The sequence below is a fragment of the Buchnera aphidicola (Kurisakia onigurumii) genome, assembly GCF_039394605.1.
Taxonomy (GTDB): Bacteria; Pseudomonadota; Gammaproteobacteria; order Enterobacterales; family Enterobacteriaceae; genus Buchnera_I; species Buchnera_I aphidicola_B.
In genome coordinates this window covers 173,130-188,445 of sequence record NZ_CP135033.1, presented here as the reverse complement: position 1 = coordinate 188,445, position 15,316 = coordinate 173,130, and the positions used below count along the sequence as shown (strand labels likewise).

Sequence of the window (15,316 nt, the reverse complement as noted above, 5' to 3'; positions counted from 1 at the left end):
TTGTTATTTGTTTAATATATCAATAACCGTTCCTTGAAAAACTTCCGAAGCTAATCCAATTGATTCCGATAATGTAGGATGTGGATGTATAGTTAAAGATAAATCTTCAGCAGTACATCCCATTTCAATCGCTAAATTAATTTCTCCAATTAATTCTCCTGCATTTACACCTATAATACAAGCTCCTACAATACAATTTGTTTTCTTATCAAAAAACAATTTTGTCATTCCTGATTCACAAGAAGAAGCCAGAGCTCTTCCTAAATAATTCCATGAAAATATAGAAGATTTATAACTATTCATTTTATCTTTTACATTATCCGAGATAATTCCCACCCATGCAATTTCTGGATCTGTATAAGCTACACAAGGTATAGATATAGGATTATAATAATGTTTATGTCCAAATATTATTTCAGACACTAATTTTCCTTGATATAATCCTTTATGAGCTAACATGGGAGAACCGATAACATCTCCTATAGCATAAATATTTGATACATTAGTTCGTAATTGATTATCTACTTCTATATATCCAAAATCATTTATTTGAACATTAACATTTGATAAATTTAAATTATCTATTTCTGGTTTTCTTCCTACAGCAATTAATATCGCATCATATTGAGATAATTTTTCTTTATTATTACAAATTGAATAAACAGAGAAAATATTTTTTTCTTTTTTTATTTTAATGACATTAGTATTCAAATAAAAATTAAAATAATCTTTGTTAGAATTTGTAAAAATATTTATTATATCTTTATCTAAATATGGAAAAATTTCTTTTTGATGTTCAAAAATATCTACTTTTGATCCTAATGAACTATATACAGTAGCCATTTCAATTCCAATTATTCCAGAACCTATTATTAATAATTTTTTAGGAATATATTTTAATTGTAATGCATCTGTAGAATTCCATATTCTTTCATCTTGAAATGATATATTATCCATATTAATAGATTTTGAACCTGTAGCTATAATAACATTTTCAAAATTAATTTCCATACGTTCTTTATTTTTATTGATAACTTCTACTGTATTAGAATCTTTAAATGATCCAGTTCCAATAATATGTTTAATATTTCTATAATTAGATATATTTTTTAAACCTATATTTAAATTATTAATAATATTATTTTTCCATTTTCTAATATTAGAAATATCAAAATTAACTCTTTTTGAAAAAATACCTATACTATTTAAATAGTTATTTTCTCTAATTATTTTAGAAATATGTAATAAAGATTTAGAAGGAATACAACCAACATTTAAACAAACTCCTCCTAATTGATTATACCTTTCTAATAATATCGTATTCATTCCTAAATCAGATGAACGAAATGCTGCAGAATATCCAGAAGGACCTCCGCCAATAACTAAAACTTGAGTGCTAATTTTTTTTATCATGTAATAAAAATTCCTTAAAATACTAAATTTTTTAATAAATAAAATTTTTAAAATTTATATAAAAATGTAAATAAAATTAAAATAAATTTTTAATTAAAAAATTAAAAATTTCATAGTAGATAATATTTTTCCTATATAATCCATAAATTTAGCAGATTCCAATCCGTTTATAATTCTATGATCATATGTTAAAGAAATTGGTAAAAAAGTACGGGGGATAAAGTTGTTATTTTTCCAAAAAGGTTGCACTCTAGAATTAGAAATACCCAGAATAGAGACTTCTGATCCATTAATAATTGGAGTAAAACCATCTCCTCCCAACCTACCTAAATTTGAAATCGTAAACGATCCATTTTGAAGATCTAAAATAGTTAATTTATTTTGTTTAGCTTTTTCAGAAAAAGAAAAAATTTCTTTTGCAATTTCTAAAATACTTTTTTTATCACTATTTTTAATTACAGGAACCAATAAACCGCAAGAAGTATCTATTGCTATTCCTATGTTAACATATTTATTGAAAACTATTCTATTTTTTTCCTCGTCTAAACGACTATTAAATTTAGGAAATTTTTTCAATGCTAAAGATACAGATTTTGTTATAAACGATAATAAAGTTATTTTGCAGTGTAAAGATAAATCTTTATTAATAGATATTCGAAAATTTTCTATTTCTGTAATATCTATTTTGTTAAATTGTGTAACATGAGGTATATTATTCCAATTTTTACATAAATTTTTCGATGTATTTATTTGTATCTTGTTCAGATCAATAAAATTTAAATTTTCTTCATATAAATTTATTTTTTTGTTATTTTCTGTCAATTGAAAATTATTTTTTTTTGATTCATTACTATTATTATTATGTAAATTATGAAAATTTTTAATATCTTCTGTTAATATTCTACCTCTTCGACCACTTCCTATAATATTTTTTAATGAAATTCCTAATTCACGTGATATTCTTCGTACTGACGGAGAAGCATGAACATAATTATTTTTTTTTACGTTGTTATTTTGAATTCCAATATTGTTGAATTTATTCATTACAATGTTATCTTTATTTTGTTTTATAACATTAGAAATTTTTTTTATAGTAACAATATTAGTACCTGTTTTTACCGTATCTCCTATATTTACAAATATTTTTTTTACAATTCCATCTAATTCTGAAGGTATTTCCATAGAAGCTTTTTTTCCTTCTACAGTAATTATACCTTCATTTTTTTTTATTTTTGTGCCCTCTTGAACTAAAATTTCCATTACTTCTACTTCTTCTATACCTATATCGGGTATTTTTACTATTACATCCATTTTTTATACCTTTTAAGATGTTCTGGGACTAATTTTTTCTGAGTTAATATTAAATTTTTTTATTGCATTATGAATTATTTCCTTATTTATATTTCCATATTGATATAATACTCTTAAAGCAGTAATAATAATATAATCAGTATGTATTTCAAAATGTTTTCTTAAATTTTCTCGACTATCTGAACGTCCAAATCCATCGGTTCCTAATACTTCATAAAAATGTATTGGAATATATTTCCGTATTTGTTCTGCATACAATTTCATATAATCTGTAACAGCAACAGTAGGAAAAGAATTAATTATTTGAGTAATATAAGGAATCCTATTTTTTTCGTATGGATGTAATAAATTCCATCGATCGCAATCCTGTCCTTCTCTTGCTAATTCTGTAAATGAAGTAACACTATAAATATCAGAACCAATACCATATGTATTGTCTAAGTATCGTGCAGCTTTCAATATACTTTGTAATGTTGATCCAGATCCCAATAACTGAACAGTTATTTTTTTTCTTCCTGTTATCTTTTTTAGCAAATATATTCCTTTTATTATTCCTTTTTCTATTCCAAAAGGCATTTTTTTCATATAATAATTTTCATTAATCGTAGTTATATAATAATAAATATTTTCCTGATATTTACCATACATACGTTTTAAACCATTTTGAATGATTACTGCTACTTCATAAGAAAATGCAGGATCATATGAAATACAATTAGGAACAGTTAAAGAAAGTATATGACTATGTCCATCTTCATGTTGTAAACCTTCTCCATTCAAATTAGTACGTCCTGACGTTGCTCCTATTAAAAATCCTCTTGCCTGTTGATCCCCAGCAGCCCATAACATATCTCCAATTCTCTGAAAACCAAACATAGAATAAAATATATAAAATGGAATCATTGGAAAATTGTTACTGCTGTATGATGTAGCGGCAGCGATCCATGAAGAAATAGCTCCTAATTCACTAATTCCTTCTTGTAAAATTTGTCCTTTGCAATCTTCTTTATATTGAATGATTTCGTCTGCATCATGAGAAACATACTGTTGACCTTGAGGATTATAAATTCCTATTTTTCTAAATAAACCTTCCATTCCAAAAGTACGAGCTTCATCTGCAATAATTGGAACAATTCTGTTTTTAATATCATCATTACGTAATAAAATATTTAAAATACGAACAAAAGCAATAGTTGTAGAAATTTCTTTTTTTTGTTCTGAAAATAATGATGAAAAATCTTGTAATGATGGTATTTTTAATGGTTCTGTAAATTTAGTTATTCTAGTAGGAACGTAACCTCCTAATTTTTTTCTCTGCTGAATAATATATTTATATTCTCTACTTTCTTTAGAAAACTGAAAATAAGGAAGAGATTCAATCTCTTTATCTTGTATTGGAATTTTTAATCTATTTTTAATATAATACAAATCATCAATACTAATATTCTTAATTTGATGAGCAATATTTTTTCCTTCTGCAACTTTTCCCATCCCATAACCTTTAGTAGTATGTGCTAAAATTACTACAGGTTTATGTAATATATTAATTGCTTGATGTACAGCCGAAAAAACTTTTTTAAAATCATGACCACCTTTATTTAAATTCCATATTTCTTGATCTGTTAAATCTTCTACTAATTTTAATGTTTCCGGATATTTTCCGAAAAAATTTTTCCTTATATAAGCACCATCTTTAGTAGTAAAATTTTGATAATCTCCATCTAATGTTTCGTTCATTAACTTAATTAATTTTCCACTAGAATCTTTTTTTAATAAATTATCCCATTTACCGCCCCAAATAACTTTTATTACATGCCAGCCAGAACCTGAAAAAATATTTTCTAAATTATGAATAATTTTACTGTTTCCATTTACAGGGCCATCTAAACTTTGTAAATTACAATTAATGATAAAAATCAAGTTATCCAATTTATGTCTTGCGGCAATTGATATTGCACCTTTAGATTCTGGTTCATCCATTTCACCATCTCCTAAAAATGCATAAACTATTCTATTTTTTGTATTTTGTAATCCTCTATTATGTAGATATTTTAAAAATTTTGCTTGATAAATCGCACATAAAGAACTTAATCCCATAGAAACAGTAGGAAATTGCCAAAAGTGAGGCATTAGTTTTGGGTGAGGATATGAAGATAAACCTAAATTATTCACTTCTTGTCTAAAATTATTTAAATGACTTTCATTAAAACGTCTTTCTATAAAAGCACGAGAATAAATCCCTGGAGAAATATGTCCTTGAAAATATATTAAATCACCTTTATTTTTTTTATTAAAAGCTACGAAAAAATGATTAAAAAAAACTTCATATAATATTGCAGAAGATTGAAAAGAAGATAAATGACCTCCTAATTCTAAATTCTTTTTAGAAGCTCTTAATACCATTATTAAAGCATTCCAACGAACTGCTGAACAAATTTTTTTTTCAATACTAATATTTCCTGGATATTCTATTTCTTGGTCCCAAGAAATAGTATTTATATAATTTTGTTTTTTTTTATTACATAAAACATTTATTCCTTGATTATTAGTATATTCAATTATTTTTTTTAAAATAAATTTTGTTCTATTATGACCTTCTTTTTCAATGATATATTGAATAGAATCTATCCATTCTTGTGTTTCTATACTATCTATGTCTACATTTAATTCATTTAACATCAAAAAAATACCTTATATAATTTGTTTATTATCTAAAATTTTATTTAAAATAAAAATTTTTTCATATAGGTTAAATAACCATGTAATATTTTAAATATTTATATTAATTTTATTTTTCTAGAATAATTGATTTAATTAATACCTGTATTTTTAACAATATTAAAAAATTTTTAGTTTTTATAATAAAAAATTTTTTTAAAAAAAACTTAATAAAATATATATATATTAAAAATTAATTTGCATTAAAAAATATTTAAATAAAAATTCATATATATATTTTAATAAAAATTATTTTTTAATAAAAATTATTTAAAAAATATTTAAATAAATTATGTCATTTATATACAAAAATTTTTAGATATTACAAATATGTATTTAATATTCATTTTTAAAAATAAAAAAACATAATTTTTTTATAAATTCATTTTTTAAACACGTAATCATAGATATAAACATTTTAAAAGATTCATTTTGATATTCTTGTTTCGGATTTTTTTGAGCATAACATCTTAAATGTATACCTTGTCGCAAATAATCCATAGAATCTAAATGATCTCTCCAAAAAAAATCTAATTTATTTATCATTATTGACTTTTCAATCTTTTCCATAAATTTTTTTCCTATTTTTCTTCTTTTTATACAATATGACTTAATAAATATATTGTATATTAAATCAATAATTTTTTTTTCAAAATTTTTTTTATTTGCACTATTTACATATACAATATTAATTTTTATATTGAAATCAATTTCAAATCGTCTTTGTATGTATCTTATAATATTATAGTTTTTATTATATTTTTTATTTGTATATTTTTGAATATTATATTCAAAAACATCTTTAGCAATATTTTTTATTACATAACTAATATTTTTATTATACAATAAAAATTTTCTTTGTTGATATATGACAAATCTCTGCTTATCAATTACATCATCATATTCGAGTAACTGTTTTCTGATTTCAAAATTACGATTTTCTACTGAACGTTGAGCATTTTCTATAACATTATTAACCCAAGGATGTTCAATAGAATCTTTATTTTTCATTCCAAACTTTTTTAAAATACTTTTTATTCCATTAGGTGCAAAAATACGCATTAATGAATCATCTAAAGATAAATAAAATCTTGAAGATCCTGGATCTCCTTGTCTTCCCGATCTACCTCTTAACTGATTATCTATCCTTCTAGATTCATGTCTTTCCGTCCCGATAATATGTAATCCTCCAGAAGATATAACTAAATTATTATTTTTTTCCCATTTTTTTTTTAAATACAAACTATTTACATCCGTATTACAATTATTTTGTATACTTTTATATTTTGAAAAACTACCTCCTAAAACAATATCTGTTCCTCTTCCTGCCATATTAGTTGCAATAGTTACTGAACCTGGTTTTCCAGCATCCGAAATAATTTTTGCTTCTTGCGAATGAAATTTAGCATTTAAAACATTATGTTTAATACCGATAGAAGATAATTTTTGAGAAATAATTTCCGAATTTGCAATAGATATTGTACCAACTAATACAGGTTGTTTTTTTTTTATACGATATTGAATATCTTGAATTATAGCTGCAATTTTATCCTTTTCTGTTAAATATACTAAATCAGTTAAATCTTTACGAATCATTGGTTTATTAGTTGGTATTTTTACAGTATCTAAATTATAAATAGATTTAAATTCAAATGATTCAGTTACAGCAGTACCTGTCATACCTGATAATTTAGAATATAATCTAAAATAATTTTGAAATGTAGTAGTAGCTAAAGTTTGACTTTCATTATGAATTTTTACTCTTTCCTTAGCTTCTATAGCTTGATGTAATCCATCAGACCACTTTCTGCCAACCATGGAACGACCAGTATGTTCATCAATAATCAAAATTTCTTTCTTTTCATTAATAATGTAATCTATATTTTTAAAAAATAAAATATGTGCACGTAAAGATAATATACTATGATATAGTAGAATTATATTATTTAAAGAATATAAAGATTCATTTTTTTTCAATAATTTTTTATCGAGCAATAATTTTTCAATTATATTTAATCCTTTTTCGGTTAAATATATTTGTTTTTGTTTTTCATCTATAACAAAATAATATTTTTTTTTACATTTTTTTTTAATTTTTTGTACTAAATCAAAAATTATATTATTAATTTTTAAATATAAATCTGATTTATTTTCAATATCTCCAGAAATAACTAATGGTGTACGTGCTTCATCAATTAATATTGAATCAACCTCATCAATTAATGCATAATTTAATTTTCTCTGTACAAAATTTTTTTTGGACAAAACCATATTATCCCGAAGATAATCAAAACCAAATTCATTATTAGTTCCATACGTAATATCTGAAAAATATGCTTTTCGCTTTGAATTAGAAGATATATTTGATAAATTTAACCCTACTGTTAAACCCAAAAACTCAAATAATGGTTTATTTGTTTTAACATCTCTTGCAGATAAATAATCATTCATAGTAACTACATGAACTCCTTTACCACTTAAAGAATTTAAATATACTGGTAATGTAGAAGTTAATGTTTTTCCTTCTCCTGTTTTCATTTCTGCTATACAATTATAATGTAAAATAATTCCACCTAATAACTGTACATCAAAATGTCTCATTCCAAAAACTCTTTTACTAGCTTCTCGTACAGTTGCAAAAGCTTCAGGCAATATTGATTCTAAAGAATTACCGTTTTTAATTAACAATTTAAATTTTTCTGTTTGTTTTATTAATTGTATATCACTTAATTTTTCCAATACAGATTCCATTGAATTAATTTTTTTAACTTGTTTTTTAGCTTTTTCTAATATGTATTTATTTGAAGAAATAATTTTTTTTTTGCACCAATGTATTAACATATAGTATTCTCAAAAATTGAATTAAAAATTATTAATTTATTTTAAAATAAATATTTTAAACAATTAATTATATAATATAATTATTAAAAATTTTATTTTATAAATATTTAACAATTTTTCTTACAATGACAGTAATTATAATTTAATAATTAAAAATATATGAATAATTTTATTATAAAATAATATTAAAAAAATATTTTGTGAAATTAATTTCTATAATATGTAAAAAAATTATTTATATTTTATATAAAAATTTAAATATGTTTTCTTGAAAAAATAAACTTTTTATTTAAATTTAATCCTAATTCTTTTGGATATCGAACTGCAGTTAAACATAAACCTGATGATTGTAATGTAGGTCCTGCAAATGATCGATTTTTTTTTTCTAGTAAAAATGAAATCCAGTTTTCTTGTTGATTATTAATACCAATTTCAACAAGAGAACCAATAATATTCCTAACCATATGGTATAAAAACGAATTTGCTTCAATATCTAGTATTACCCAATCATGAATTCGAAATACATTTATATAAAATATATTCCGAATAGGGGTATTAGATTGACAATTTTTAGCTCGAAAAGAACTGAAATCATGTTCTCCTAATAGGAGGATAGCAGATTTATGCATTTTTTTAACATCAATATTTTTTTTATAAAAATGACATACTTCTGAAAAACCAATAGCAGGTCTAATATGATTGTTATAAATAACATACCTATAGGACCTAGATAAAGCACTGAATCTAGCATGAAAATAATCTGGAACCTGTTTCGCCCAAATAACTGATATATCTTTTGGTAAATATGAATTTACCCCTAATGTCCATGCTGTAAGTTTTCTTTTAGCAGTAGTATTAAAATGTACTACTTGTCCAATACTATGTACTCCAGAATCTGTTCTTCCTGCACAAATTACATGAATTTGATGTGAAGCAATTTTTGATAAAGCAGATTCTAATTTTTCTTGTACTGTAGGAATATTATTTTGAGTTTGCCATCCATGATAATATGATCCGTTATATTCTATACCTAATGCAAATTTCATATTTTTATAAAAATTGATAAAAATTTAAAATTAATAATATATACAACATAAAATTCTTTATAATGAATTATCATTCAAATTAATTAATAAAATTTTTTGTTTTGTATAATTTATAAAATTAAACAATTGAACATAAGAAAGTTATATCAAAAATAATTTATAAAATTATTCTATAACTGATTTAAAATAATTTATAAAATTATTCTATAACTGATTTAAATAATTTTAATTCTTGTTAAAATAAACATTTTTTAAATAAAATAAATTTATTATTAATAAAACTAAAAACTAAATTATTAATATAAAAAATATTTTATAAATTAAATTTTTATACTTTATTATTATATTTTTATAAAAAAATATATTATTTAAGTAATATTTACATATTTTCATACTTTATATTTTTTTCAATAAATAATTTATAAAAAGTTTTTATTATGAAAAATTTTTTATTTTTTTTATTATACTCGTTAACTCTAATTAATTAAAAATTATATAAAATCAAAATTTTTAAAATAAAAATATAATTTTTTAAATACATTCTATATTTAAATATTACTTTTTTGTAAAATAAATAAAATTCACATTAAAAATGTAAAAAATATATTTCAAAATTAATATCTTTATAAATTATAAGTAATTAATTTATCTGAAAAATATGATTAAAATTAAATTATTAAAAAAATAATATAACAGAAAAATAATAATTTTTATTATTAACGAATAAAATATAAATAATTTATGTTTTTATTATTTAAAAAAAAAAGAGTTGATATTAATAATTAGACCGAATAAATTACATATAAATAAAATATATTTTAATAAAATTTTTATAAAAAATAATTTATAAAAAAAAATAAATTTCAAACTCTATTAAATATAAATCAAATATAATGTCATTATAATAATCCTTTACTCTTTTTATAGGGTAATATATCTTAAAAATATAAAAAAATAGTATTATATAAAAATATTTTTAATTATTTTTTATTTATTTTTAATAATTATTAACTTATTTTTTTATATTTAAATAAATATATATTTATAAAAATAATTTATATTATTAAATATTTTTTATAAAATTTTCAATTTATGAACTAATAATAAAACATATAAAAAAAATTAACAATATTTTATAAAAATCATAAAAATTTTTAATTGAATTTATACCAATTTTTTTAAACTAAGATTAGGAAATGATTTTATTATGAGAGTACTAAAATTTGGCGGATCATCTCTATCTAATGCAGATTTATTTTTTAAAGTATCAAATATAATCATTCAAAAAAATAAAATAGAACAAGTAGCTATCGTTCTTTCAGCTCCAGCAAAAATTACTAATTATTTTATTAAAACAATTGAATATGCTGTACGTGATAAAAACTATCTAATTTATTTTAATAAAATAATAAAAATTTTTAATAATTTATTAAATGATATCAATAATAAATATCCTAACTCTGATTGTGAAGATATTAAATATTTAATCAATCATGAAATACGAAAAACAAAAGAAATATTATATGCAGTAAAAATATTAAAAAAATGTCCAGATGAAATTCAATCAATTATAATTTCTAGAGGAGAAAAATTATCCGTAATTATTATGGAAAAAATATTAAAAATAAAAAAAATAAAAACAATAGTTATAAATCCCGAAAAAAAAATAATTGCTAACAATAATTTTTTAAATGCTACTGTTAATATTTCAGAATCAAAAAAAAATATACAAGAAATGCATATACCTGTTGATAATATTATATTAATGTCTGGTTTCGTTGCAAGAAATAAAAAAAAAGAAATAGTTGTATTAGGAAGAGACGGATCAGATTATTCTGCTGCAATATTATCTGTATGTTTAGAAGCATCTATTTGCGAAATTTGGACTGATGTAAACGGAATTTATAGTTTTGATCCAAAAAAAATTAATTCAGCAAAACTAATAAAAAATATTTCTTATGAAGAAGCAAAAGAATTTTCACAATTAGGATCAAAAGTACTACATTCTAAAACTATTCTTCCTTTAGAAAAATTCAATATTTCATGCATCATTAAAAATACATTACAACCTAATGCAGAAGGAACTTTTATATCAAAAAAATGTAAAAAAAATACTATTATTAAAGGAATTTCTTGTTTAAACAATTTTAGTATAATTAAAATATATATAAAAGAAAAAGAAAATAAAATAGATATTTTCTCTCATATAAAAAAAATAATTTCAAATTATAACATTCAAACATATTTTATTTCTTGTTTGCAAGAAAACCACTCTATCAATATTTATTTTTCAAAAGAAAAAAACAAAGAATGTTATAATATTTTTAAAAAAAATTTTAAAAATAAAAAAAGTAATACAATTAAAAAAATAGAAATAATAGATTCTATTTCAATAATTTCTATAATAGGAAAAAATATTGTATTTAATAAAAAAATTAATAAAATTTTTTTAAAAAATATACTACAAAGTAACTGTGATATAATATCAGTAATAAAAAATTCTTCCAATAATTCCATATCAATTATAGTTCAAAAAGATAAAGATATTCAATCTGATATTAATCATTTACATAAAAATTTATTTTTTGAAAATATAAAAAAAAGAAAAATTGAAATATTTTTAATTGGTATTGGAAAAATAGGAAAAACTTTATTAAATCAATTAAGTAATCAAAAAAATATTTTGAAAAAAAATAATATTTTTATCAAACTATGTAGTATTTCAAATACTAAATATATGATTTTTAATTCCAAAGGAATTAATATTAAACAATGGGAATTAAAAATAAAAAAAAATCAAGAAAATTTTCAAATAGAAAAATTAAAAAAATACATCAGTAAAAATAAATTCAATAATCCAGTTTTAATTGATTGTACAGCTAGTCAAGAAATATCTGATCAATATCTAAATTTTATTTCTTTAGGATGTCACATTATTACTCCTAATAAAAAAGCAAATACTTCTAGTTATGTTTATTATGAAAAATTACGTAATATATGTTTACAAAAAAACAGAAAATTTTTATATGAAACTAATGTAGGAGCAGGTCTACCTATCATAGATAATCTACAAAAATTGATTCAATCAGGAGATAAAATAATTCGATTTGTAGGTATACTATCAGGTTCTTTATCTTTTATATTTGGAAAGTTAAATGAAGGATTTTCTTTATATGAATCTACAAAACAAGCTATGGAAATAGGATTAACCGAACCAAATCCAAAAGAAGATTTATCTGGAATAGATGTCGCAAGGAAATTACTAATTATTGCACGAGAAATTGGTTATAAGTTAGAACTCAAAGATATAAAAATAGATTCTCTTTTTCCAAAAAAATTTGATTATTCTAAATTAAATACAAAAGAATTTTTGTCTGAAATAAATAATATTGATTCAATAATTTTAGAAAAAATAAAAAAATCAAATTCTGAAAATAAAGTTTTAAAACATGTAGGTATAATTAATCAATACGGAAAATGTTCAGTAGAAATTATATCAGTAAATAAAAATGATCCTTTATATACAGTAAAAAATGGAGAAAATATACTATCTTTTTACACTAAATACTATCAACCTATTCCTTTGATACTTCGAGGTTATGGAGCAGGAAACAATGTAACTGCTTCTGGTATATTTTCCGATTTACTACGTTTAATCTCATAAAGATCTTAGGAGTTTAATATTATGATAAAAATTTATGCTCCCGCATCAATAGGAAACTTAAATGTTGGATTCGATGTTTTAGGAGCAGCTATATCTCCTATTGATGGATCTTTATTAGGAGACTGTATTACAATTCAATCCTCAAAAAAATTTGAATTAAAAGTGTTAGGTTCTTTTAAGAATGATCTTCCAAAAAATGAATTAGATAATATTGTTTGGAAATGCTGGAATTACTTTTGCAAAAAAATAAATAAAAAAATAAATATTAAAATTACACTCGAAAAAAATATGCCTATAGGTTCTGGTTTAGGATCAAGCGCATGTTCTATTGTAGCAGCATTAATTGCTATAAATAATTTTCTGAAAAAACCACTTCAAAATTCAGAATTATTAATACTAATGGGAAAATTAGAAGGTGTTATTTCAGGAGAAATACATTATGATAATGTTGCTCCTTGTTATTTAGGAGGTTTGCAATTAATTATTAATCAAAAAAAATATTTAAGTGAAAAAATACCTAATTTTACAAATTGGTTATGGATTGTTGGTTGGCCAGGAATTAAAATTTCTACTTCACAAGCAAGAAATATATTACCTAAAAAATATTCTAAAGAAACTTGTATTCAGCATAGTAAAAATTTAGCTGGATTTATTCATGCTTCATATACTAAAAATTCTAAATTAGCTTCTACTCTCATGCAAGATTTAATTGCTGAACCTTACCGCACATGTTTATTACCTAATTTTATTAAAACAAAAAAAAAAATAATTGAAGTAGGAGCATTAAGTTGTGGAATATCTGGATCTGGTCCTAGTATATTTGCAATTACTAAAAATACAGAAATGGCTGTAAAAATATCTGAAATCATAAAAAACAATTATTTTAAAAATAAAATAGATGGATTCGTAAAAATTTGTAAAATAGATACTATCGGAGCAAGAGAAATAGGATAAAAAATGAAATTATATAATTTAAAAAACCAAAAAGAAATAGTTAATTTTTCTGAAGCTGTACAATTAGGATTAGGAACCAATCAGGGATTATTTTTTCCTGTTAATCTCCCGATAATAAAAAAAAAATTATTAACAGAAATGCTAGAAATGGATTTCATTACTCGTAGTAGCAAAATTTTAAATATGTTCATAGAAAACGAAATTGAATCTGAGACTCTTTATAATTCTGTAAAAACAGCATTTTCATTTACAGGACCTATTATTAAACAAGTAGAAGAAAATATATCTTGTTTAGAAATATTTCATGGACCTACGTTAGCATTTAAAGATTTTGGAGCTCGTTTTATGGCTCAAATATTATCATTTCTCAATAAAAAAGAAAAAAAAACAATTACTATATTAACTGCTACATCAGGAGATACAGGAGCCGCAGTAGCACATGCTTTTTATAAAATGAAAAATATTAGAGTCGTAATTCTATATCCAAAAGGAAAAATAAGCCAATATCAAGAAAAATTATTCTGTACTTTAGGTCATAATATTACTACTATTGCTATAGATGGAAGTTTTGATGATTGTCAAACATTGGTAAAACAATCTTTTCAAGATATAGAAATTCGAGAATCTACTTGCTTAAATTCAGCTAATTCTATTAATATTAGTCGTTTATTAGCACAAATATGTTACTATTTTGAAGCTTTTTCTATAACACCAATTAAAAAAAGAGAAAAATTAATTATATCAGTTCCTTGCGGAAATTTTGGAAACTTAACTGCAGGATTATTAGCTAAATCATTAGGTTTACCTGTTAAATCATTTATAGCTGCTACTAATTCTAATGATACTGTTCCACGATTTTTAGAAAATAAAATATGGGATCCTAAAAAAACTATTTCGACTATATCAAATGCTATGGATATTAGTCAACCAAATAACTGGCCTCGTGTAGAACAACTATTTAAAAGAAAAAAATGGGATTTAAAAACATTAGGATACGGTAGTGTTTCTGATAAAATTACTAAAAAAACTTTACAAGAATTATATGAGTTAAATTATATATCAGAACCACATGCAGCAGTTGCCTATAGATTACTGAAAAATCAAATTAAAAAAAACGAGTATGGTCTATTCTTAGGAACAGCTCATCCTTCCAAATTCAAAAATACTATTGAAAAAATTTTAAATATTAAAATACCTTTACCTAATAAAATTCAAAATAGAATTAATTTACCCTCTTTATCATACCATATGGATCCTAATTTTTTAAAATTAAGAAATTTTTTATTAAAAAAATAAAACATTAATCATTTAAAAACTAGCAAAAAATTTTTATACTTATTATATTTGCTAGTTTTATATAATTTTGATG

At 21.9% G+C, this 15,316-nt stretch carries 8 protein-coding genes; 3 read left to right on the top strand and 5 right to left on the bottom strand.

Going from position 1 to position 15,316, the window contains the following annotated elements; all coding sequences use genetic code 11:
* Positions 1 to 3: 3 nt before the first annotated feature.
* From lpdA to truA, 5 genes are all read right to left on the bottom strand, one after another.
* Positions 4 to 1,413 (bottom strand): dihydrolipoyl dehydrogenase, encoded by a 1,410-nt coding sequence (lpdA, locus tag RJU59_RS00820; protein ID WP_343155257.1) that lies wholly within the window; start codon positions 1,411 to 1,413, stop codon positions 4 to 6.
* 93 nt (positions 1,414 to 1,506) lie between these two features.
* Entirely contained in the window at positions 1,507 to 2,724 is a 1,218-nt protein-coding gene (locus RJU59_RS00815) for a 2-oxo acid dehydrogenase subunit E2 (protein ID WP_343155256.1), read from the bottom strand.
* A gap of 12 nt (positions 2,725 to 2,736) precedes the next feature.
* A complete protein-coding gene (gene aceE, locus RJU59_RS00810) occupies positions 2,737 to 5,403 on the bottom strand; it encodes a pyruvate dehydrogenase (acetyl-transferring), homodimeric type (RefSeq protein ID WP_343155255.1) in 2,667 nt (888 codons plus the stop codon).
* Between the two features lie 375 nt (positions 5,404 to 5,778).
* Positions 5,779 to 8,283: a preprotein translocase subunit SecA gene (gene secA, locus RJU59_RS00805; protein WP_343155254.1), complete on the bottom strand. Its 2,505-nt coding sequence runs from the start codon at positions 8,281 to 8,283 to the stop codon at positions 5,779 to 5,781.
* 254 nt (positions 8,284 to 8,537) lie between these two features.
* Complete coding sequence (gene truA / locus RJU59_RS00800) at positions 8,538 to 9,329, bottom strand: tRNA pseudouridine(38-40) synthase TruA (protein ID WP_343155253.1); 792 nt, start codon at positions 9,327 to 9,329, stop codon at positions 8,538 to 8,540.
* A 1,207-nt stretch (positions 9,330 to 10,536) separates the two neighbouring features.
* On the opposite strand from truA, the gene thrA reads away from it, so the two are divergent.
* From thrA to thrC, 3 genes are read left to right on the top strand one after another with little or no spacing between them, the layout of a single operon-like run.
* Positions 10,537 to 12,993: a bifunctional aspartate kinase/homoserine dehydrogenase I gene (gene thrA, locus RJU59_RS00795; RefSeq protein WP_343155252.1), complete on the top strand. Its 2,457-nt coding sequence runs from the start codon at positions 10,537 to 10,539 to the stop codon at positions 12,991 to 12,993.
* Between the two features lie 21 nt (positions 12,994 to 13,014).
* Positions 13,015 to 13,947: a homoserine kinase gene (gene thrB / locus RJU59_RS00790; protein ID WP_343155251.1), complete on the top strand. Its 933-nt coding sequence runs from the start codon at positions 13,015 to 13,017 to the stop codon at positions 13,945 to 13,947.
* A gap of 3 nt (positions 13,948 to 13,950) precedes the next feature.
* Positions 13,951 to 15,243 (top strand): threonine synthase, encoded by a 1,293-nt coding sequence (gene thrC / locus RJU59_RS00785; RefSeq protein WP_343155250.1) that lies wholly within the window; start codon positions 13,951 to 13,953, stop codon positions 15,241 to 15,243.
* The last annotated feature ends 73 nt before the right edge of the window (positions 15,244 to 15,316 follow it).